This is a genomic window from Phyllobacterium phragmitis, assembly GCF_002980495.1.
Taxonomy (GTDB): Bacteria; Pseudomonadota; Alphaproteobacteria; order Rhizobiales; family Rhizobiaceae; genus Paramesorhizobium; species Paramesorhizobium phragmitis.
Genome location: NZ_PVBR01000007.1, coordinates 69,031 through 89,640, shown reverse-complemented (window position 1 = coordinate 89,640; position 20,610 = coordinate 69,031). Strand labels below are relative to the sequence as shown.

The following is a 20,610-nucleotide window of genomic DNA, read 5'->3' as shown; positions in this document are numbered from 1 at the left end:
CGCCGGACATTGCCAGAGACGGACCCGTGAATCCACCGCTCATTCCAGTCAATTCAGGTCTTTGATGTTGACACGGGCAGCGTCCCTGGATGATGCGTTTATAGGCTGGAAACCGCGGGTACACGTGCTAGGTTTGACCATCCGGAAAAGAAAATCATCAACGGATGGGGACATGGCGGAAGCTGCAATCGAACTGGTCGGCATCGACAAGCGTTTCGGGATGGTCCACGCCAACCGCGATATCCATCTGCGCATCGAGCGGGGCACCATTCACGGCATCATCGGCGAGAACGGTGCGGGAAAATCGACGCTGATGTCGATCCTCTATGGCTTCTATCAGGCTGATCGCGGCGAGATCCGCGTCGATGGCAAAAAGGTGGTCATCGCCGATCCCAATGCCGCCATCGCAGCCGGCATCGGCATGGTGCATCAGCATTTCATGCTGGTGGAGAATTTCACCGTTCTGGAAAATGTCATGCTCGGCGTCGAGGGCGCACCGCTGCTCTCCAAAGGCATTGCCAAAGTCCGCGCTGAACTGAAGCGGCTCGAGGAGGACTACGAGCTCGAGGTCGATCCCGACGCGCTGATCGAGGATCTGCCGCTCGGCCTGCAGCAGCGCGTGGAAATCCTCAAAGCCCTTTATCGCGGCGCCGATATCCTGATCCTGGACGAACCGACGGGCGTGCTGACGCCCGCCGAGGCCGATCATCTCTTTCGCATCTTGCGGCAACTCAAGGAGCAGGGAAAGACCATTGTCCTCATCACCCATAAGCTGCGCGAGATCAAGGCCGTGACCGACAATGTCTCGGTCATGCGCCAGGGCGAGATCGTCGCCACCCTGAAGACGGCGGATGCAAGTGTCGAGGAACTGGCCGAACTCATGGTCGGAAGGCGCGTGCTGCTGCGCGTCGAAAAGGGCGAGGCGAAGCCCGGCGCGGTCAAGCTGACGGTCGAAAATCTCAACGTGCGCGACTCCAGGGGGTGCCCTGCCGTCGATCATGTCTCCTTCGAGGTACGCGCCGGCGAGATCGTTGGCATTGCAGGGGTGGCCGGCAATGGCCAGTCGGAACTGATCGAGACGATCGCCGGCATCCGCCGTGCGGTTTCGGGAAAGGTGACGCTCGACGGCTTGGCCGTAGACGTCACCGGCAAAGCCAATCCGGCCGAGTTGCGTCAGCGTGGGCTCGCCCATGTGCCGGAGGACCGCCACCATATGGGGCTGGTGCTCGCATTCGACGAAAGCGAAAACGCCATCCTCGGCTATCAGGATGACAAGCATTTTCTAAAAGGACCGTTCCTCGACGTCGACGCGATCCGCGCCGATGCGGAAGCGAAGATCGCCCAATACGATATCCGCCCGGCCGATGCCCGCCTGAAGACCGCCAATTTTTCCGGTGGCAACCAGCAGAAGATCGTGCTGGCGCGGGAACTGGAACGCGATCCCTCGGTGCTGATCGTCGCCCAGCCGACGCGCGGCGTCGATGTCGGCGCCATCGAGTTCATCCACCGTCGCATCATCGAGATGCGCGATGCCGGCAAGGCCGTGCTGCTCGTTTCCGTCGAGCTCGACGAGATCCGCTCACTCTCCGACCGTATCCTGGTGATGTTCGCCGGCCGCATCGTCGGCGAATGCGGACCCGAGGCAAGCGAAGGCGAAATCGGCCTGCTGATGGCGGGTGTCGAGCAGAAAGCGGCTGCGGAATGATCGAAGGCCTATCACATATGACCTTCATCGTGCGCGATCTCGACCGGATGTCCGAAATCCTCGAAAATGTGCTGGGAGCAAGGGAAATTTATTCGAGCGACGGGGAGCAGTTTTCTCTTTCGCGAGAAAAATTCTTTCTCGTCGGGGATATCTGGATAGCGATCATGCAAGGCGAGCCGCTTCCGTCCCGCAGCTACAATCATATCGCCTTCAAGATCTCCGACGACGATTTCGACAGCTATGTGGAAAAGGTGGAGGCACTCGGTCTTGAGATGCGCGCGCCGCGTTCTCGCGTCGAAGGCGAGGGACGGTCGATCTACTTCTATGACGAAGATAACCATATGTTCGAATTGCATACTGGAACGCTTGCCGAACGGCTGGCGCGATACACGACAGGGCGGGTGACAGGATGACGGCTCCGATGCGGTATCTGGACCCTCATGTTCCTCGCCCTTCGAGGCTCGCTTCGCTCACACCTCAGGGTGAGGAACATGAGGTGCCTCCGCTGCCTTCTCAGGATGAAGAACATGAGGCGCCGCCGCAGCACCCTCATCCTGAGGTGCGAGCGAAGCGAGCCTCGAAGGGCGAGGGTGCGGGCAGGAATTGGAAGAAGAATGTTCCTCTTGTACCCGACAATAAAACAATTCCAATCGAGGCCCTGCCATGAGCCAGCCTTTCGCCAAATTGCCCGCATGGGCGGATTATGGCCTCATCCCGCTCGTCAATCTCGTCGTCGCCTTTCTCGTCGCGGGGCTGGTGGTGCTGCTTGTCGGCGAAAATCCGATCCAGGCGGCGGGACTGATGGTCAAGGGCGCCTTCGGTTCCGGCGAGGGCATCGGCTACACGCTCTATTACGCGACGAATTTCATCTTCACCGGCCTGTGCGTGGCGGTGGCGTTCCATTGCGGCCTGTTCAATATCGGCGGCGAGGGGCAGGCCTATCTCGGCGGCCTCGGCGTCTCGCTGGCCTGCCTCGCCTTCGGCGATTTCCTGCCGTGGTGGCTGACCTTTCCGCTCGCCATTTTAGGCGCAGCCCTTGCCGGCGCGCTGTGGGCGCTCATTCCCGCCTGGCTTCAGGCGCGGCGCGGCTCGCATATCGTCATCACCACCATCATGTTCAATTTCATTGCCGCCAGCCTCATGGTCTATCTGCTGGTCGGCGTCCTGAAGCCGCTCGCTTCACAAGCGCCGGAAACCCGCGTCTTCGGTGAAGGCGGGCAATTGCCGCAGCTCGGCTGGCTCCTGCAGATGTTCGGCCTTCAGGTGCGTTCCGCGCCGCTCAATGTGTCTTTTCTGCTGGCGCTCGCGTCGGCCTTCGTCGTATGGGTGCTGATCTGGCGCACGCGCATCGGCTATGAGATCCGCACCATGGGCTTCAGCCCGCGCGCCGCCGATTATGCCGGCATCAGCCAGACCAGGATCATCGTCATCACCATGATGATCTCCGGCGCGTTGGCCGGGATGATGGCGCTCAATCCGGTGATGGGCGCGCAGCACCGCATGCAGCTCGATTTCGTCTCCGGCGCGGGCTTCGTCGGCATCGCGGTCGCGCTGATGGGCCGCTCGCATCCGGTCGGCATCGTGCTGGCCGCCATCCTGTTCGGCATGCTCTATCAGGGCGGCGCGGAAATCGCCTTCGACATGCCCAACATCTCGCGCGACATGATCGTCATCATCCAGGGGCTGGTGATCCTGTTCGCCGGCGCGCTCGAACATATGTTCCGCCCGGCGATCCAGAGATTGTTCGGGCGCCTCAGTGGCTCCGATCTGCGCGCGACGCCCATCGCCACCGGGGAGAGCCACTGATGGATTATTACGTCACGCTCGTCCAGCTCCTGGATTCCACCATCCGCCTTTCCGTGCCGTTGCTCTTCGCCTGCCTTGCCGGGCTCTATTCGGAGCGCGCCGGCATTTTCGATATCGGCCTCGAAGGCAAGATGCTGGCCGGCGCCTTCGCCGCCGGCACCGCCGCCTATCTCACGGGCTCGGCCATGGTCGGGCTTCTCGCCGCCGTTCTGGTTTCGGTGCTGCTCGGGCTGGTGCATGGCTTTGCCTCGATCACGCATCGCGGCAACCAGATCGTCTCCGGCGTCGCCATCAATTTCATCGCAGCCGGCACCACGGTCATTCTCGGCCAGGCCTGGTTTCGGCAGGGCGGGCGCACGCCGTCGCTGCCGGCAGGCGCGCGTTTCGGCGCTCTGCACTTGCCGGGAGCGGAAGCGTTGCGGGATGTGCCCGTCGCGGGCTATCTCTATTCTGAGTTGATCTCCGGTCATTCCATACTGGTCTACCTCGCCTTCCTCATGGTGCCGTTCACCTGGTGGGTGCTCCAGCGCACCCGTTTCGGCCTGCGGTTGAGGGCGGTCGGTGAAAATCCGGCGGCGGTGGATACCGCCGGCATCTCCGTGACCTGGCTGCGCTATCGCGCGGTGATCTGCTGCGGCATCCTCTGCGGCCTTGCCGGCGCCTATCTGGCGCAGGCGCAAGGCGCGGGCTTCGTCAAGGACATGACGGCCGGCAAGGGCTATATCGCGCTCGCCGCGCTGATCTTCGCCAAATGGCGTCCGGTCCCCGCAATGCTCGCCTGTCTGCTTTTCGGCTTTCTCGATGCGCTGGCGATCCGCATGCAGGGCCATCCGCTGCCGCTGATCGGCGAGGTTCCGGTGCAGTTCATGCAGGCGCTGCCCTATGTGCTCACCGTCATCCTGCTCGCAGGCTTCATCGGCAAGGCCATCCCTCCCAGAGCGGGCGGCGTGCCTTATGTGAAGGAACGCTGAAGGAATGGTGGTGCATCGGTCCTTCTGGAATGCCTTTCACCCTCGTCCTTCGAGGCTCGCTGCGCTCGCACCTCAGGATGAGGGTGAAAGGCGCGTCGCTCCAGTAGCCCTCATCCTGAGGTGCGTAGTGGACCCTGAGCTTGTCGAAGGGGGAACGAAGCCTCGAAGGACGAGGGCGCTTGGTGTCGTTTTCATAAGAAATCTTAACCACATCAGGAAGGACCACCATGTCCAAGGACCTGTTTGACGCAGCCCATGCCGCAATGCAGAAATGCCATGCGCCCTATTCGAAATTTCCGGTAGGCGCCGCATTGCGCACCAGGGACGGACGCATCTATTCTGGCTGCAATATCGAGGTGATTTCTTTCCCTGAGGGCTGGTGTGCGGAAACCACCGCGCTCTCGCATTTCGTCATGGGAGGTGGCGGCGAGATATCCGAGATCCTCGTCGTCGCCGAGAAGCTCGAAAAATGCCCGCCCTGCGGTGGCTGCCGCCAGCGTCTGGCCGAATTCGCCGGACCGGAAACGCCGCTGCATCTGTGCGACGACAAGGGAGTGGTCGAGACCGTGCTGCTGAAGGACCTGCTTCCCCACGGTTTCAAGACGGATGTGATCGGAGGTTAGATGAACGAAGCCGCCAACCGCATAAAGGCAAGGCTCGATGGGTCGATGCCGAAACTGGCTTTCGTGCTCGGTTCCGGCCTGGGCTCCCTTGTTGACGCGGTGGAGGATGCGGTGCGTATTTCCTATGCCGAGCTGCCGGGTTTTCCGGCAAGCGGCGTCACCGGCCATGCGGGCGAACTGGTGGCGGGGCGGCTTTCGGGCAAGCCCGTGCTCATCCTGTCGGGCAGGGCGCATTATTACGAGCATGGCAACGCTTCCGCCATGCGCCCGGTTCTGGAGACGCTTAAAAGCCTCGGCATTGAAACATTGATCCTGACCAATGCCGCGGGCTCGGTGCGCGAGGATCTGGCGCCGGGCAGCGTCATGCTGATCGACGACCATATCAATTATTCCGGCCTCAATCCGCTGATCGGCGAGCCGTCGGATGCGCGCTTCGTCGGCATGACCGCCGCCTATGATGCCGGCCTCAAGGATGCTTTCGAGGCGGCTGCACGCAAAGCCGGCGAGGCGCTGCCGCGCGGCGTCTATATGTGGTTTTCAGGCCCGTCCTTCGAAACGCCGGCCGAAATCCGCATGGCGCGGGTGCTCGGCGCCGATGCGGTGGGCATGTCGACCGTGCCGGAAGTCATCCTCGGCCGTTTTCTCGGCCTGCGCATCGCCGCCTGCTCCGTCATCACCAATTTCGGCGCGGGGCTAACCGGAAACGAGCTGTCGCATCAGGAAACCAAGGATATGGCCCCCGTTGGGGGGAAACGCTTGCAAAAAATATTGGAGCATTTCTTAGCTGCCTACTGAGCCGTCATTCTCGGGCTTGTCCCGAGTATCTGCGACGAGGAAAAGAGAAGCAATTACGGTTCTGACAGAACATGCGTTGCAGATTCTCGGGACAAGCCCGAGAATGACGATGTTTCAACGTGGCTCTGACAGATTTGAGAGTGGGGAGAGATCGCATGAAACAAGCCGACCGCAGATTGGCGGCGCTTCGCGTGCTGCCGCTGATCGACCTGACCGATCTCGACAAGAATTCGTCGCCGCTGGCCGTCGCCGCGCTGAGCGCCAAAGCGATTACCCCGTATGGCCCCACGGCGGCGATCTGCATCTGGCCGCATTTCGTCGAGACGGCCAAATCGCTTTTGCATGGGACCGGCGTGCGGATTGCCGCTGCCGTCAATTTTCCCGATGGCGGCACCGATATCGACGGGGTTCTGGCCGACACGGAGAAGGCGATCGCCGATGGCGCCGATGAGATCGACCTGGTGCTGCCCTGTCGCGATTTCGTCGAGAACGGCGTGATCATCTCCAGACAGATGATCAAGTCGGTGCGAAAGCTCTGCGGCCGCAATAACAGGCTCAAGGTCATCATCGAAGCTGGCGAATTGGGCAATGATGCCTTGATCGAGGCCGCATCCGAAGTGGCCCTCGAAGAGGGCGCGCATTTCATCAAGACCTCGAGCGGCAAGGCCGGAATCAACGCCACGCCGCAGGCCGCGCGCATCATTCTCGAAACCATCAGGGAGTTTCGCCGCGGTGCCGGGATAAAGCCCGCCGGTGGCATCCATACCCTGGAAGATGCAAGATATTATCTCGATCTTGCCGACGAGATCATGGGTGAAGGATGGATCACGCCGGAAACCTTCCGCTTCGGCGCTTCGGGCCTTCTCGATGACGTGCTCGCGGCATTGGGCGGCAACGGCCGAAGCGCCGCGCCGTCAGTGGGTCATTGACATGCTGCCGCAGGAGATCATTCGCGCCAAGCGCGACGGCAGAGTGCTTGGCTCCGACGAGATCGCCTTTTTCGCCGAGGGGATCGCCTCGGGCGCGGTCAGCGAAGGCCAGATAGCCGCCTTCGCCATGGCCGTGTTCTTCAACGGCATGAGCCGCGACGAAGCGGTGGGGCTGACGCTCGCCATGCGCGATTCCGGCGATGTGCTCGATTGGTCGGCGCTTCCTGGCCCGGTGATCGACAAGCATTCAACCGGCGGCGTCGGCGACAATGTTTCGCTGATGCTGGCGCCGATTGTGGCCGCCTGCGGCGCTTATGTGCCGATGATCTCCGGTCGCGGCCTCGGCCATACCGGCGGCACGCTCGACAAGATGGATTCGATCCCTGGCTATATCAGCCAACCCGACAAGACGCGCTTTGTCAGGGCGGTGCGCGAGGCCGGCTGCGCCATCATCAGCCAGACCGCCGATCTGGCGCCCGCCGACAAGCGCTTCTATTCGATCCGCGATGTTACGGCGACGGTCGAATCCATCCCGCTCATCACAGCGTCCATCCTGTCGAAGAAGCTCGCCGCCGGCTTGCAGGGGCTGGTGCTCGACGTCAAGGTGGGCAACGGTGCCTTCATGGCCAGGACGCGCGATGCGACGGCGCTGGCCGAAAGCCTCGTCGCGGTCGCCAATGGCGCCGGCCTTCCCACCACGGCGCTCCTCACCGATATGAACCAGCCTCTGGCGCTGGCCGCCGGCAATGCCGTCGAGGTCGGGAACGCCGTCGATTTCCTCACCGGCGACCGGCGCGATGCGCGGCTCGAAGAGGTGACGCTGGCGCTCGCCGCCGAAATGCTGGTGACCGCTGGACTGGCGCAAACGCCGCGCGAAGCCATGGAAAAGGCGCGAGCCACGCTTGAGAGCGGCCGGGCGGCGGAAATATTCGGGCGCATGGTGGCGCTTCTCGGCGGGCCGAATGATTTCATCTCGCGGGCCGCGCATTACCTGCCCGCTGCGCCGATCGTGCGGGACGTGCCATCGCCGCAAAAGGGCTTTGTCGGTTCCATTGAGACCCGCACGCTGGGCTTGGCCGTCGTCGCGCTCGGCGGTGGCCGCACGCGGCCAGAAGATACAATCGACCACGCGGTCGGCCTCACCGCGCTTCAACCGATTGGCGCGGAAATGGAACGGGGCGACCCGCTGGCGCTGGTTCATGCTCGCGATGAGGCGGCAGCAGAGGCGGCAATCCGCGCGGTTCAGACCGCCTACGGCTTTGTGCCGCTCCGTCCGCGTGCCATCCGGCCGGTCAAGCGCCGCATTGGGGTGTAGAACAACAGTTCCTGTTTTAACGGAATCGCCCGCACACCCCTCATCCGACCGCTTCGCGGCCACCTTCTCCCACAAGGGGAGAAGGAAAGAACGTGGCATCGGCCTTACTGCCAATCACAAACGTCAGCGGTTGGCGGACACCTTTATGCAGCGCCTCCCTTCTCCCCTTGTGGGAGAAGGTGGCCGCGAAGCGGTCGGATGAGGGGTATGCCTGAAATGTTCATTTCGTCCCATACATCCGATCACCCGCGTCACCCAGACCTGGAATAATATAGCCCTTCTCGTTCAAATGGCTGTCGATTGCCGCCGTGAAGACCGGCACATCGGGATGCGCCTTGGTGAAGCGTTCGATGCCTTCGGGCGCTGCGAGAAGGCAGAGGAAGCGGATATTGGTCGCGCCGCGCTCCTTCAGCTTGTCGATCGCCGCGATTGCCGAATTGGCGGTGGCGAGCATCGGATCGACCACGATGATCAGGCGGTTGACGATATCGTCCGGCGCCTTGAAATAATATTCGATCGGCTGCAGCGTGTCGTGGTCGCGGTAGAGCCCGATATGGGCGACGCGCGCCGCCGGCACCAGATCGAGCATGCCTTCCAAGAGACCGTTGCCGGCGCGCAGGATCGAGGCGAAGACCAGCTTCTTGCCTTCCAGCGTCGGCGCGTCCATCGTCGTCATCGGCGTTTCGATCCGCGTCGTCGTCAATTCCAGGTCGCGCGTCACTTCGTAACACAGCAACAGCGAGATCTCCCTGAGCAGCCGCCGGAAGCTCGCAGTCGAGGTTTCCTTCTTGCGCATGATGGTGAGCTTGTGCTGGACAAGCGGATGACCGACGACTGTGACGCCCATGACTGCTACTCTCTCTACGCATTTTTCCGGGATATTAGCGGCAGGCGGCAGGCGTGGAAACGCCTGCGTGCATCACACGCACAGTTTTATGCCTTCGGAAACATGGCCGCGCCCGCTTGTATCGCCCGGTGCAAGCTTTATATCGATGTCACGCACATGGTCCCGAAGTTGACAGGCCATCGGGAAAAGATCATGCGTTGAGACGAGGACGAACAAGCAGGTGACGATATGAGCCAGGAACAGGGCAGTTCGGACCGCGTCGGCGCCAGGGGCGGCATGGAGAAATCCTTTGGCTTCCGCGATGTCGGCGAGAGCGAAAAGCAGGGGCTGGTCAACGAGGTGTTCCACCGCGTCGCCTCTCGCTATGACGTCATGAATGATCTGATGTCGGCCGGGCTGCACCGCGTCTGGAAAGACGCGATGGTCACCTGGCTTTCGCCGCCCAAGCGCGAGGACTGGCAGGTGCTCGATGTCGCTGGCGGCACCGGCGATATCGCCTTCCGCATCCTGGAAGCCTCGGGACGCAAGGCCCACGCCACCGTTCTCGACATCAACGGATCGATGCTTGCCGTCGGCCATGACCGGGCGGTCAAGAAGGGGCTTGCCGATAATGTCGAGTTCGTCGAGGCCAATGCCGAGGAACTGCCTTTCGATGCCGACCGTTTCGATGCCTATACCATCGCCTTCGGCATCCGCAACGTGCCGCATATCGACCGGGCGCTGTCGGAAGCCTATCGCGTGCTGAAGCCGGGCGGGCGCCTGCTTTGTCTCGAATTTTCCGAGGTCGACATGCCGCTGCTCGACCGCATCTATGATGGCTGGTCGTTCAACGCCATTCCCCGCATCGGCCAGATGGTCGCCGGCGACGGCGATTCCTACCGTTATCTGGTCGAATCCATCCGAAAATTCCCCAAGCAGCCCGATTTCGCCGCGATGATCCGCGCCGCCGGCTTCGAGCGCGTGACATGGCGCAATTATTCCGGCGGCATCGCCGCGCTCCATTCCGGCTGGAAGCTTTAGTTTCGATGGAAATGGTTCGTCGCGCTCAACGAAACACCCCCCTCTGGCCTGCCGGCCATCTCCCCCACAAGGGGGGAGATTACGCCTTCATTGATGACGGTGCATCCTTTGCAACGATGGCGATTGGCGAAAGCGGAACTCATAGCCAATCTCCCCCCTTGTGGGGGAGATGCCCGGCAGGGCAGAGGGGGGTATTGCCGCCCGCCAGCCTACCAAGCATGAGTATCATTGCATGAGCAGTCTCGCCGCCGCCTTCCGGCTGATCCATGCCGGGTGGATCATGACGCGCGAGGGCGTCATCACCGCACTGCCCGCCGAGGGGTTGACGGGGCTGCCCGCCTTCGGCCACCGCATCGCCGGCCTTTTGGCGCGCCGCCGCGTCCGCTCGACCAAACGCTCCGAGCGCATGTCGCGCGCGATGAACCGGCTCGGCCCGTCCTATGTCAAGCTCGGCCAGTTCCTGGCCACGCGCCCCGATATTGTCGGGCGTGACGTGGCGCTCGATCTGGCGCTGTTGCAGGACAAGCTCGACCATTTTCCTCAAGGTGCCGCGATCAAGGCGGTGGAAGGATCGCTCGGCCGCCCGATCGGCGATCTCTATGTCAGCTTCGGCATGCCGATCGCGGCTGCCTCCATCGCCCAGGTCCATCCGGCGGAAGTCATGCGCGACGGTGTGCCGCACAAGGTCGCGGTCAAGGTGATTCGACCGGGGGTTCGCCCGCGCTTCGCCCGCGATCTGGAAAGCTTTTTCATGCTGGCGCGGCTGCAGGAGCGCTATATGCCGGCGGCACGACGTCTGCGCCCGGTGCAGGTCGCCGAAACGCTCGCCCAGACGACGCGCATCGAGATGGATCTGCGGCTCGAAGCGGCCGCCCTTTCGGAAATCGCCGAGAATATCAAGGATGATGCCGGCTTCCGCGTCCCGACGGTGGATTGGGAGCGCACCGGCCGCGACGTGCTGACCCTCGAATGGATCGACGGCGTCAAGATGTCGGATGTGGAAGGCCTGCGTGCCGCCGGCTACGATCTGGTGAAGCTCGCCGAAACGCTCATCCAGTCCTTTCTGCGCCAGACGTTGCGCGACGGCTTCTTCCATGCCGACATGCATCCGGGCAATCTTTTCGTCGATCCGCAGGGCATCATCGTTGCCGTCGATTTCGGCATTACCGGCCGCCTCGGCAAGAAGGAGCGCCGCTTCCTCGCCGAAATCCTCTATGGCTTCATCACGCGCGACTATCGCCGCGTCGCCGAAGTGCATTTCGAAGCCGGCTATGTACCGCACCGTCACGATGTCGCGAGTTTCGCCCAGGCGATCCGGGCCATCGGCGAGCCGATTCACGGCCAGTCGGCCGAAACCATTTCCATGGCCAAGCTCCTGACCCTGCTTTTCGAGGTGACCGAGCTCTTCGATATGCAGACGCGGCCGGAACTGCTGCTCCTGCAAAAGACCATGGTGGTGGTCGAGGGCGTGTCTCGCACGCTCGATCCGCATTTCAACATGTGGAAGGCGGCCGAGCCGGTGGTGGGCGACTGGATCAGGGACAACCTCGGACCGTCCGGGATCGTGGCCGATGCGCGCGACAGCGGCTTTGCGCTCGTACATCTGCTGCGCCAGACACCTGACCTTGCCAAGCGTTTCGAGCGGATTTCCTACGAGCTCGACCGGATGGCTGAAAGCGGCCTGCGCTTCGAGCTCGAAACGTCGGAGGCCATCGGCAGGGCGGCAGCGCGCGGCTCGCGCTGGGGCCGGATCGCTCTCGCACTGATTGCACTCGCCGTCGTTGGGGTGGCTTTTGGCTTTCATTTATAGGGAAACTGGCCTAATATGATTGCAATGATTGCGCTTATGCAGCGTTCTTTCAGGAGGATTGCAATCAAATGGCCAGCATCACCATCCGCAATCTCGATGATGAGGTAAAGGAGCGGCTGCGCCTGCGTGCCGCCCGCAATGGCCGCTCGATGGAGGAGGAGGCTCGGGTTCTGTTGAGCCACACCGAGCGCCCAAGCGGGGAGAAGGAAGAGGCGACAATTTCTATGCCCCCCTCGCCCCGCTTGCGGGGAGAGGGTAAGGGTGAGGGGCATCTCTCCGGCGGAACGCTGGCGGGAAAGCGCCTGTTGCTCATCATCGGCGGCGGCATCGCTGCCTATAAGTCTCTCGATCTCATCCGCCGCCTGCGCGAGCGTGGCGCTTGCGTGCGCCCTGTCATGACCAAAGCGGCGCAGCAATTCGTCACGCCGCTTGCCGTCGGCGCGCTTGCCGCCGATCATGTCTTTACCGATCTCTTCTCCCGCGAGGACGAGCAGGATGTCGGTCATATCAGGCTGTCGCGCGAGGTGGATTTGATCGTAGTCGCGCCTGCCACCGCCGATCTGATGGCGAAAATGGCCAATGGCCTTGCCGATGATCTGGCCTCCGCTGTGCTTCTCGCCACCACAGCGCCGGTGCTTGTCGCCCCTGCCATGAACCCGCTGATGTGGAACCACCCGGCGACGCGGCGCAATCACGCCACGCTGTTGCAGGATGGCATTCGTTTCATCGGTCCCAGTCGCGGCGAGATGGCGGAAAGCGGCGAGGCGGGCACTGGCCGCATGGCGGAACCGCTCGAAATCGCCGCCGCCATCGAAGCTTTCTTTAAGCCGGCTTATCTTCCGTTAGCCGGCAAAGCAATTATCGTGACTTCAGGTCCGACCGTCGAGCCGATCGACCCCGTACGCTATATCGCCAACCGCTCGTCGGGCAAGCAGGGCCATGCCATCGCGGCAGCCCTTGCGCGGCTCGGCGCCACCGTGCGCCTCGTTTCCGGCCCGGTATCGATACCCGATCCGCAAGGCGTATCGGTCATCCACGTGGAAACGGCGCGCGAGATGAAGGATGCGGTCGAGCAATTGCTGCCGGCCGATGCGGCGGTCATGGTCGCCGCCGTCGCCGATTGGCGCGCCGAGAGTGAAGCGGGGCAGAAGATCAAGAAACGGCCGGGCGGCGCGCCCCCGGCGCTGCAGATGGTGGAAAACCCCGACATTCTCGCCGGCATTGGCCATCATGCCGAGCGCCCGCGCCTTGTCGTCGGCTTTGCCGCGGAAACCCAGGACCTTCTCGCCAATGCTCAACTGAAGCTCGAGAAGAAGGGCGCGGACTGGATCGTCGCCAATGACGTGTCGCAGACAAGCGGCGTCATGGGCGGCGACCGCAACACGGTGCGCATCGTCTCGAAGCTGAATGTCGAGGAATGGCCCGACTTGACCAAGGAAGAGGTAGCGGCGCGTCTCGCGCAAAAGATCGCCGAGGCGCTTGAGACCATCGCGACATGAGCCGATGAAAGACGAACAGGTGGCCCTGCATATGCCACGTTTTCACCCCCCTCTGGCCTGCCGGCCATCTCCCCCACAAGGGTGGAGATTGGCTATCATTGATGACGGCATATCACCTGCTGCGTTGACGATTAGCGAAAGCGGAAATCAAAGCCCAATCTCCACCCTTGTGGGGGAGATGGCCGGCAGGCCAGAGGGGGGTGTGACGAAGCTCAACCTCGCCGTCTGCCGGAATAACCCGGTTCTTCGGCAATGATCGCTCAAAGCCAAGCGATTCCATCAAAACAGGAACCGCTCCAGAGGTGGCGGCATCTGCTTGTCTAGCCGGCATCAGGCAGCCCCGTTGCCCACTCGGTCGTCCCCACTCTGCCGCCTGACACGACCGGGCGGGCAATCCGTCTACCCGGCGGGCTGTCTGGTCTTGCGCAGGTAGGGCAGCACCCGCTCGAAGCCGCCGAAGCGCTTTTCCGCGTCCTCGTCGGAAACGGCGGCGGTGACGATGACGTCCTCGCCTTGCTTCCATTGCGCTGGGGTCGCCACCTGATGCTTCGCCGTCAACTGGATCGAGTCGATGGCGCGCAGGATCTCGTCGAAATTTCGGCCCGTCGTCATCGGGTAGCTGATGGTCAGCTTCACCTTCTTGTCCGGGCCGATGATGAAGACCGTCCGCACCGTGGCATTGTCGGCGGGCGTGCGGCCTTCAGAGGTATCGCCCGCCTCTGCCGGCAGCATGTCATAGAGCTTGGCGATCTTCAGCTCCCTGTCGCCGATCAGCGGATAATCGACGTCATGGCCGGTCGCAGTCTTGATGTCGGCTTTCCATTTGGCGTGGCTTTCCACCGGATCTATCGAAATGCCGATGATCTTCGCATTACGCTTGGTGAATTCCGGAGCAAGGCCGGCCATATAGCCGAGTTCGGTGGTGCAGACCGGGGTAAAGTTCTTGGGATGGCTGAAGAGCACGGCATAGCCGTTGCCGATCCAGTCGTGGAAGCGGATTTCGCCCTGTGTCGTCTCGGCGGTGAAATCCGGTGCTGTGTCATTGATACGAAGGCCCATGGCAACTCTCCTGTTCGCTGGAATTTTATCCGATCATAGAACAAAGCGCCATCGGATCGAAGCGGGAGATTGCTCGCCCGCATCGTCACGCGGCTTTGCCTCGATCATATCAAGTCAGCGCGCGTGCACCGGGAAATCTATCCCGGCACATGGCTGCCCGAGCCGGTGGAGGACGAGGACGACGATCTCACCTTGACGCTGATGATGGTGCTGGAGCGCCTTTCGCCATTGGAGCGCACGGCCTTTCTTCTGCATGATGTGTTCGATGTGAATTTCGAGGAGGTGGCGCGCATTCCGGATCGCGACCCGGCCTCCTGCCGCCAGCTCGCCAGCCGCGCGCGATCATGTGCATGAGAGCCGCTCGCGCTATCCACTGCCTGAAGATCGCGGAAGCTTTCTTCTGGGCCTCGCCATCTCCATTGCACCGCAATGCAGAAATGACCTGGCCCAGAAGCAAATCACGCCGCCTTGTCGCGCACCTGGTAATCCTTGATGGTGGCGAAACGGATTGCCTTCCAGCGCTCGGCCTCGTAATTGAGCGAGAAACCGTTCTGCGCCAGGAACACCGGATCGCCGTCGAGATCGTGGGCGATGTCGGCGCGATGCGACGCGATGAAGCGGGCGAGTTCTGCCGGGTCGTCCGCCGATATCCAGCGGCAGATTGAAAAGCGCGCCTGTTCGAAGCCGACCGGCAGCGTATATTCGACCCTCAGCCGCTCGGTCAAAACGTCGATCTGCAGCGCGCCGACGACGCCGACGATGGCTGGCGAACCGTCATCGGGCAGGAACAGCTGCACCACGCCTTCCTCGGCCATCTGCTGCAGGGCTTCCTTCAGTTTCTTCGCCTTCATCGCATCATCGAGGCGCACGCGGCGCAGGATTTCGGGGGCAAAATTCGGCACGCCGCGGAAGAGAATATCCTCACCCTCGGTCAGCGTGTCGCCGATCCGCAGCGTGCCGTGGTTGGGTATGCCCACCACGTCGCCGGCGAATGCCTCGTCGGCGATCTGGCGGCTGCGGGCGAAGAAGAATTGCGGCGCCGAAAGGCTCATCGGCTTGCCGGTACGCACCAGCTTCGCCTTCATGCCGCGCGAAAGCTTGCCCGAGCAGACGCGCAGGAAGGCGATGCGGTCGCGATGGTTGGGGTCCATATTGGCCTGGATCTTGAAGACGAAGCCGGTCATCCGCTCCTCCGTCGCCTCCACCCTGCGCGTATCGGCATCCTGCGCGCGCGGGCTCGGCCCGAAATCGCAGAAGGCTTCGATCAGGTCGCGCACGCCGTAATTTTTCAGCGCCGAGCCGAAATAGACCGGCGTCATGTGCCCCTCGCGGAAGGACTCCAGGTCGAAGGGACGGCAGACGCCTTGCGCCAGTTCAGCGCTGTCGATCCACGCCTGGCGCTCGTTTTCAGGCAGTAGTTTCGCCGCTTCCTCAGGGCCGCCGACCTTGGTCGGCTGCTCCTCGGAATCCTTCTGGCGCAGGGTATTGTTGTGGAGGTCGTAAGTCCCGGCAAAGCTTTTGCCGGAGCCGATCGGCCAGGTGATGGGTGCCGTATCGAGCGCCAGCTTCTCCTCGATCTCGTCGAGGATTTCGAGCGGGTCGCGGGCTTCGCGGTCCATCTTGTTGATGAAGGTGACGATCGGAATGTCGCGCATCCGGCAGACTTCGAAGAGCTTCAGCGTGCGCGGCTCGATGCCCTTGGCCGCATCGATGACCATGACCGCGCTGTCGACGGCCGTCAGCGTGCGATAGGTATCGTCGGCGAAATCCTCGTGGCCGGGCGTATCGAGCAGGTTGAAGATATGGTCCTTGTATTCGAACGTCATCACCGAGGTGACGACCGAGATGCCGCGCTCGCGCTCGATCTTCATCCAGTCCGAACGCGTCTGGATGCGGTCCTTCTTGGCCTTCACCTCGCCGGCAAGCTGGATCGCGCCGCCGAACAAAAGCAGCTTCTCCGTCAGCGTCGTCTTGCCGGCGTCCGGGTGCGCGATGATCGCGAAGGTGCGGCGTCTGGAAACGGGATGGTCGGCTGCGGGCATGGAAGGGCTCGTTTCGGGTGTCGGGTCGAAAAATATCAGGATTGCGGGCTTCTACCAGCCCGCGACCCTTCCGTCGACTATCAATTGCATGCCACAGCCCCGACCTGCTCTCGCCTGTCGCTCAGCTCGCCTTTGCTGGACCCGTCTTTGCGGGTTTTGAGGGAACCGTTCCGCCCGCTGTTTTGATGCCGAGGCCGAAGGCGATGAACGCCCAGCCCTGGAAGATCAGATCGATGGCGAGGAACGCACCAAGGATCCACAGGCTGTTGACCGGCCAGCCGAGCGCGATGACGATGCCTGCCAGCGCCGTCAGCACGCCCGCCGCGACGAGCCAGCCCCAGCCCTTTGCGGGCTTGCTCTGGACACCGCTCCAGGCGCGCAGGAGACCGGTGGCGATCAGGGCCGCGGCGAGCAGGAAGGTCAGGACCGCAGAGGCGAGAATCGGATTGATGAAGGCGACGACGCCGGCGGCGGCATAGAGCAGCCCGCTCAGCGCCCAGAACAGGAAGCTCTTCCAGTCCTTGACGCCGAAGGCATGGATGATCTCGATGATGCCGCCGATCAGCATCAGCATGCCGATGAAATAAACCGAAGCGACGGTGGCGATGAAGAGATTGCCGAGCGCGATCCCGCCGAGGATGAGCAGCAAGACCCCGATCCCGACGAACCAGCCCCATTTGCTTCTCAGTTCTGCTGGAATTTTTACCTGCGAAATCTGCTGCGGTGCTGTCGCCATCTTGTTTCTCCTGAAAAATCTTAAAGTATTCGCAGTATACATGTGTTTTCCGGTGGATACCAGAGATGGGGCAAACCGTCCTTTCGCCGCTCCGCCATTGTGGGTCCCCTCATGCTCTTTCCAAAGCCATTGATTTCGCGGATAAAGTCGGGTTGTCATGCTTGAAACCATTTCCACCCATTGGGCTCAGGTCCTCGCGGTCCTCTCGATCATCATGGGCACCGTCGCCGCCATCCACGCGACGATGACCAAGGAGGAGGTCCGCTCGGCGATCGGCTGGGTCGGCGTCATCGTGCTGTCGCCGATCATCGGCACGCTGATCTATGCGATCGCGGGCATCAATCTCATCCGCCGTTCGACGCTGAGCATGCAGCGCGCCGGCATGACGGAGGTCGAGCGGCATCATCTCGCCGAATATGACGTGACCGGCGATGTCGTGGAGCGCGATTTCGGCGGCGCCTTCGCAGCCATGAAGATATTGGGCGATCGCGTCAGCCGCTGCAAGCTGACCTCCGGCAACAGCATCGATATGCTGGAAACCGGCGACGAGGCCTATGCCGCCATGCTCGCCGCCATCAAGGATGCCAGGCGCAGCATCCTTCTCGAAACCTATATTTTCGACAAGGACGTCATCGGCATCCGCTTTGCCGATGCGCTGGTGGATGCGGTCAAGCGCGGCGTCCAGGTCCGCGTGCTGATCGATGCCGTCGGCGCACGCTATTCGATCCCCAGCATCGTCGGCTATCTCCAGAAGGGCGGCGTGCCGGTCGATGTCTTCAACGGCAATATCATCATGGGCTTGAGATTGCCCTACGCCAATCTGCGCACCCACCGCAAGATCCTCATCATCGATGGAGGGGTGGCCTTCACCGGCGGCATGAACATCAGGGCGGGCTTTGCCGCCGAGACCGTCGGCGATGGCGTCGCCGGCGATACCCATTTCCGGATCTCCGGTCCCGCCGTCGCCGATCTGTTCCATACCGCGCTGGAGGACTGGCGCTTCGCCACCGGCGAGTTGCTCCAAGGTGAGTCCTGGGCCGTCGTCGCGCCCGATGGCGAACCGGGCACCGGCGTGCTGGCGCGCGTCGTGCCTTCCGGGCCGGACAGAAGCCTTGAAGCCAATCACCGCATGATGATGGGGGCCTTTTCCGTCGCCAAGGATTATATCCGCATCATGTCGCCCTATTTCCTCCCCGATCGCGAGTTGATCAGCGCCCTGGTCACGGCGTCGCGGCGTGGCGTCGCCGTCGATATCCTCGTGCCCGGCGTCAACAATCTGACGCTGGTCGACCATGCCATGACGGCGCAATTCGACCAGCTCCTCCGAGATGGCTGCCGCATCTGGCGGGCGACGGGCCATTTCAATCATTCCAAGCTGATGGTGATCGACGGCTCCTGGGCCTATATCGGCTCGTCCAACCTCGACCCACGGTCGCTGCGGCTGAATTTCGAGGTGGATGTCGAAGTGTTCGACAAGGGTTTCGCCGCAAAGGTCGATGCACGTATCCGCGCCGCGATGCAGGGCGCCAAGCCCGTCATCCTCAAGGATTTGCGCGCCCGCCCATTCCCCAGGCGCCTCCTGGAGCGTATCATATGGCTTGGTTCACCCTATCTCTGAGTGGTTCTCCTGTCGAAAGAAGCGATGCCAGATCGATATGCGCCTTGATCGGCAGATGATCCGAGGCGATGCGGGCGAGCGGCGTATCGTGCACCTCGACCGCCGTGACGAGATTATGCGGGTGGCCGAGCACCCGGTCGAGCGCCAGCACGGGGAAGCGCGAGGGAAAGCTCGGCACCGCGCCGGAGGACGGGTCGAAGATCGGCAATAGCGAGGCGAGCGACGAACGCTTGCCGACGCGCCATTCATTGAGATCGCCGATGAGCAGCGTCGGTAGCACTTCCTCTGTCTCGAACGCAGCCATGATCGCCTCCGCCTGCTGCTCGCGCGAGCGCCTGAGGAGGCCCAGATGCGCCGCGATGATGCGCAATTGCCCAGCCGCGAAATCGATGTCGACGACGAGTGCTCCGCGCGGCTCGACACCGGGCAGCTTGAGCTGGTGGACATGGCGCACCGTTCCCTTGCGCGACAAAAGGAGATTGCCGTGCCAGCCATGGCCGGTGGGCGACATGGCGTTGATCGGCACCGGCACGAGACCACTTTCGCGTTCCAGCCAATCGAGATCGAGCAGCCCGGAACGCTGGCCGAAACGCTTGTCCGCCTCCTGGATGGCGATCACATCCGCATCGATCTCGGTGATGACGCGCGCGATGCGCTCCGGGTCGAACTGCTTGTCGATGCCAACGCATTTATGCACATTGTAGGAAGCGATGATCGTATCGCCGGCGCGCGTATTGGCGGCAAGCGGCCTGTGGCCGGGTCTGTTCCGGATGGCCGTGAGAATGCTTGCGGAGAGCTTCTTCTCTTTCAGCTTTCTTCCCACCAACGCTTCCTTTTTTGCCATCCGCAGGACCTGTCAATATGCCGCCGGAAACCCCGGCACGAACCATGACGCCGCTGTTCAGGATAATCGTTTCCGGTCGCGTGGCGCAAGTTTGATGGCAAGACAGCGGATTAATTCGGCCAGACGGATATGTTGATACGTCTGAACACCCCTGGCCGGCAGGCTAGAGGGGGTTACGACGGCGCCAACGTTTACCTGCCTTAGAACACCCGGATCGCCGATGTGGCGATGATGACGATGGCCACTGCGATCATCAGCGGGCGGGTCGGAACGCGGTTGACCACATAGGCGCCGAAGGGCGCCGCGATGACACCGCCGACGATCAGCCCGATGGCCGCGTTCAATTCCGACCACCCCAGCGTCAGGACGAAGGTGATGGAGATCGACAGCGTCACCAGGAATTCGGTCAGGTTGGTGGAGCCGATCACCTTTTTCAGATCGTGGCCGCGTCCGACGAGCGAGGTCGTCACGATCGGTCCCCAACCGCCGCCGCCCGCTGCATCGAGAACGCCGCCGCCGAAGCCCACATAGGGAATGATCCAGTCGCGCACGTCGCGCGGCCATAATGGCTGGAACGCCTTGAACAGGATGTAGAGGCCGATGGCCATCAGATAGGCCGAGACCAGCGGCTCGATCGCCTTGCCGTCGATCTGCGTCAGGAGGTAGGCGCCGATGATGCCGCCCGCAATCCCGGCCGGCGCCAGCCGCGCCACGAAATGCCAGTTCACATTGCGATGATAGGCGTGGGAAAGGCCGGACGCGGCAGTCGTGAAAACCTCCGCCACATGCGTCATGGCACTCGCCGCCGCCGGCGGAACCCCGATGGCGAGAAGGCTGGTCGTCGACAGCACCCCAAACGCCATGCCAAGCGCCCCATCGACCATCTGCGCGCAAAACCCGATGAGGACGAAGATGAGAAAATCGGATGATAAAAAATCAAATGACATGAATCCCCCCTGCCGCTGAAACCGGTTTCGCAAAACTCTCGGCG

At 62.3% G+C, this 20,610-nt stretch carries 19 protein-coding genes; 13 read left to right on the top strand and 6 right to left on the bottom strand.

Annotated elements, in window-relative coordinates; all coding sequences use genetic code 11:
• Nucleotides 1-172 precede the first annotated feature (172 nt).
• The 8 genes from C5748_RS11410 (at nucleotide 173) to deoA (ending at nucleotide 8,144) form a co-directional block, all read left to right on the top strand.
• On the top strand, nucleotides 173-1,705 hold the full coding sequence (locus C5748_RS11410; RefSeq protein ID WP_105742063.1) for an ABC transporter ATP-binding protein: 1,533 nt from the start codon (nucleotides 173-175) through the stop codon (nucleotides 1,703-1,705).
• The gene (fosX, locus tag C5748_RS11405; RefSeq protein ID WP_105742062.1) at nucleotides 1,702-2,118 is read left to right on the top strand and encodes a FosX/FosE/FosI family fosfomycin resistance hydrolase; all 417 of its coding nucleotides are present in this window, start codon (nucleotides 1,702-1,704) and stop codon (nucleotides 2,116-2,118) included. The genes C5748_RS11410 and fosX overlap by 4 nt, the downstream gene beginning before the upstream one ends.
• Before the next feature lie 250 nt (nucleotides 2,119-2,368).
• Nucleotides 2,369-3,511: an ABC transporter permease gene (locus C5748_RS11400; protein ID WP_105742061.1), complete on the top strand. Its 1,143-nt coding sequence runs from the start codon at nucleotides 2,369-2,371 to the stop codon at nucleotides 3,509-3,511.
• Entirely contained in the window at nucleotides 3,511-4,482 is a 972-nt protein-coding gene (locus C5748_RS11395) for an ABC transporter permease (RefSeq protein WP_105742060.1), read from the top strand. The genes C5748_RS11400 and C5748_RS11395 overlap by 1 nt, the downstream gene beginning before the upstream one ends.
• A gap of 227 nt (nucleotides 4,483-4,709) precedes the next feature.
• Nucleotides 4,710-5,105, top strand: coding sequence for a cytidine deaminase (locus tag C5748_RS11390; RefSeq protein WP_105742059.1), 396 nt, complete (start codon nucleotides 4,710-4,712; stop codon nucleotides 5,103-5,105).
• Nucleotides 5,106-5,900 (top strand): purine-nucleoside phosphorylase, encoded by a 795-nt coding sequence (locus tag C5748_RS11385; RefSeq protein ID WP_105742058.1) that lies wholly within the window; start codon nucleotides 5,106-5,108, stop codon nucleotides 5,898-5,900.
• A 155-nt stretch (nucleotides 5,901-6,055) separates the two neighbouring features.
• Nucleotides 6,056-6,829 (top strand): deoxyribose-phosphate aldolase, encoded by a 774-nt coding sequence (gene deoC / locus C5748_RS11380; RefSeq protein WP_105742057.1) that lies wholly within the window; start codon nucleotides 6,056-6,058, stop codon nucleotides 6,827-6,829.
• A 1-nt stretch (nucleotide 6,830) separates the two neighbouring features.
• Nucleotides 6,831-8,144: a thymidine phosphorylase gene (gene deoA, locus C5748_RS11375; RefSeq protein ID WP_105742056.1), complete on the top strand. Its 1,314-nt coding sequence runs from the start codon at nucleotides 6,831-6,833 to the stop codon at nucleotides 8,142-8,144.
• A gap of 220 nt (nucleotides 8,145-8,364) precedes the next feature.
• Here deoA and upp read toward each other — a convergent pair whose 3' ends face one another.
• Nucleotides 8,365-8,991: a uracil phosphoribosyltransferase gene (gene upp / locus C5748_RS11370; RefSeq protein ID WP_105742055.1), complete on the bottom strand. Its 627-nt coding sequence runs from the start codon at nucleotides 8,989-8,991 to the stop codon at nucleotides 8,365-8,367.
• A 228-nt stretch (nucleotides 8,992-9,219) separates the two neighbouring features.
• Between upp and ubiE the strand changes: the two genes are divergently transcribed.
• From ubiE to coaBC, 3 genes are all read left to right on the top strand, one after another.
• Nucleotides 9,220-10,011 (top strand): bifunctional demethylmenaquinone methyltransferase/2-methoxy-6-polyprenyl-1,4-benzoquinol methylase UbiE, encoded by a 792-nt coding sequence (ubiE, locus tag C5748_RS11365; RefSeq protein ID WP_105742054.1) that lies wholly within the window; start codon nucleotides 9,220-9,222, stop codon nucleotides 10,009-10,011.
• Nucleotides 10,012-10,243: 232 nt separating this feature from the next.
• The gene (gene ubiB, locus C5748_RS11355) at nucleotides 10,244-11,821 is read left to right on the top strand and encodes a 2-polyprenylphenol 6-hydroxylase (protein WP_105742052.1); all 1,578 of its coding nucleotides are present in this window, start codon (nucleotides 10,244-10,246) and stop codon (nucleotides 11,819-11,821) included.
• A 68-nt stretch (nucleotides 11,822-11,889) separates the two neighbouring features.
• Nucleotides 11,890-13,320 carry a bifunctional phosphopantothenoylcysteine decarboxylase/phosphopantothenate--cysteine ligase CoaBC gene (gene coaBC / locus C5748_RS11350; RefSeq protein WP_105742051.1) on the top strand — a complete coding sequence of 477 codons (1,431 nt, stop codon included), beginning with the start codon at nucleotides 11,890-11,892 and terminating at the stop codon, nucleotides 13,318-13,320.
• A 399-nt stretch (nucleotides 13,321-13,719) separates the two neighbouring features.
• On the opposite strand, the gene C5748_RS11340 is transcribed toward coaBC, so the two are convergent.
• Nucleotides 13,720-14,379 carry a peroxiredoxin gene (locus tag C5748_RS11340; RefSeq protein ID WP_105742049.1) on the bottom strand — a complete coding sequence of 220 codons (660 nt, stop codon included), beginning with the start codon at nucleotides 14,377-14,379 and terminating at the stop codon, nucleotides 13,720-13,722.
• Between the two features lie 69 nt (nucleotides 14,380-14,448).
• Between C5748_RS11340 and C5748_RS11335 the strand changes: the two genes are divergently transcribed.
• Nucleotides 14,449-14,733, top strand: a complete 285-nt coding sequence (locus C5748_RS11335) for a sigma factor-like helix-turn-helix DNA-binding protein (RefSeq protein ID WP_342588356.1) — start codon at nucleotides 14,449-14,451, stop codon at nucleotides 14,731-14,733.
• 104 nt (nucleotides 14,734-14,837) lie between these two features.
• On the opposite strand, the gene C5748_RS11330 is transcribed toward C5748_RS11335, so the two are convergent.
• Together C5748_RS11330 and C5748_RS11325 are read right to left on the bottom strand one after the other, a co-directional pair.
• Nucleotides 14,838-16,421, bottom strand: coding sequence for a peptide chain release factor 3 (locus tag C5748_RS11330; protein ID WP_105742048.1), 1,584 nt, complete (start codon nucleotides 16,419-16,421; stop codon nucleotides 14,838-14,840).
• 121 nt (nucleotides 16,422-16,542) lie between these two features.
• Nucleotides 16,543-17,157 carry an HdeD family acid-resistance protein gene (locus tag C5748_RS11325; protein ID WP_105742047.1) on the bottom strand — a complete coding sequence of 205 codons (615 nt, stop codon included), beginning with the start codon at nucleotides 17,155-17,157 and terminating at the stop codon, nucleotides 16,543-16,545.
• Between the two features lie 157 nt (nucleotides 17,158-17,314).
• Between C5748_RS11325 and C5748_RS11320 the strand changes: the two genes are divergently transcribed.
• Entirely contained in the window at nucleotides 17,315-18,775 is a 1,461-nt protein-coding gene (locus tag C5748_RS11320; RefSeq protein ID WP_105742046.1) for a phospholipase D-like domain-containing protein, read from the top strand.
• Here the strand turns inward: C5748_RS11320 and C5748_RS11315 are convergent.
• Nucleotides 18,747-19,598 (bottom strand): endonuclease/exonuclease/phosphatase family protein, encoded by an 852-nt coding sequence (locus C5748_RS11315; protein ID WP_199194772.1) that lies wholly within the window; start codon nucleotides 19,596-19,598, stop codon nucleotides 18,747-18,749. The genes C5748_RS11320 and C5748_RS11315 overlap by 29 nt on opposite strands.
• A 221-nt stretch (nucleotides 19,599-19,819) precedes the next feature.
• Nucleotides 19,820-20,566: a sulfite exporter TauE/SafE family protein gene (locus C5748_RS11310; RefSeq protein WP_105742044.1), complete on the bottom strand. Its 747-nt coding sequence runs from the start codon at nucleotides 20,564-20,566 to the stop codon at nucleotides 19,820-19,822.
• Nucleotides 20,567-20,610: the final 44 nt, after the last annotated feature.

Bases quoted from the DNA above. Each gene is read 5' to 3' on its own strand.
- C5748_RS11385 (WP_105742058.1), top strand. From the start codon at position 5,106: ATGAACGAAGCCGCCAACCGCATAAAGGCAAGGCTCGATGGGTCGATG.
- C5748_RS11325 (WP_105742047.1), bottom strand. From the start codon at position 17,157: ATGGCGACAGCACCGCAGCAGATTTCGCAGGTAAAAATTCCAGCAGAA.
- C5748_RS11410 (WP_105742063.1), top strand. From the start codon at position 173: ATGGCGGAAGCTGCAATCGAACTGGTCGGCATCGACAAGCGTTTCGGG.
- C5748_RS11310 (WP_105742044.1), bottom strand. From the start codon at position 20,566: ATGTCATTTGATTTTTTATCATCCGATTTTCTCATCTTCGTCCTCATC.
- fosX (WP_105742062.1), top strand. From the start codon at position 1,702: ATGATCGAAGGCCTATCACATATGACCTTCATCGTGCGCGATCTCGAC.
- C5748_RS11340 (WP_105742049.1), bottom strand. From the start codon at position 14,379: ATGGGCCTTCGTATCAATGACACAGCACCGGATTTCACCGCCGAGACG.
- ubiE (WP_105742054.1), top strand. From the start codon at position 9,220: ATGAGCCAGGAACAGGGCAGTTCGGACCGCGTCGGCGCCAGGGGCGGC.
- C5748_RS11330 (WP_105742048.1), bottom strand. From the start codon at position 16,421: ATGCCCGCAGCCGACCATCCCGTTTCCAGACGCCGCACCTTCGCGATC.
- upp (WP_105742055.1), bottom strand. From the start codon at position 8,991: ATGGGCGTCACAGTCGTCGGTCATCCGCTTGTCCAGCACAAGCTCACC.
- deoC (WP_105742057.1), top strand. From the start codon at position 6,056: ATGAAACAAGCCGACCGCAGATTGGCGGCGCTTCGCGTGCTGCCGCTG.
- C5748_RS11400 (WP_105742061.1), top strand. From the start codon at position 2,369: ATGAGCCAGCCTTTCGCCAAATTGCCCGCATGGGCGGATTATGGCCTC.
- C5748_RS11390 (WP_105742059.1), top strand. From the start codon at position 4,710: ATGTCCAAGGACCTGTTTGACGCAGCCCATGCCGCAATGCAGAAATGC.
- C5748_RS11395 (WP_105742060.1), top strand. From the start codon at position 3,511: ATGGATTATTACGTCACGCTCGTCCAGCTCCTGGATTCCACCATCCGC.
- coaBC (WP_105742051.1), top strand. From the start codon at position 11,890: ATGGCCAGCATCACCATCCGCAATCTCGATGATGAGGTAAAGGAGCGG.
- ubiB (WP_105742052.1), top strand. From the start codon at position 10,244: ATGAGCAGTCTCGCCGCCGCCTTCCGGCTGATCCATGCCGGGTGGATC.
- C5748_RS11320 (WP_105742046.1), top strand. From the start codon at position 17,315: ATGCTTGAAACCATTTCCACCCATTGGGCTCAGGTCCTCGCGGTCCTC.
- deoA (WP_105742056.1), top strand. From the start codon at position 6,831: ATGCTGCCGCAGGAGATCATTCGCGCCAAGCGCGACGGCAGAGTGCTT.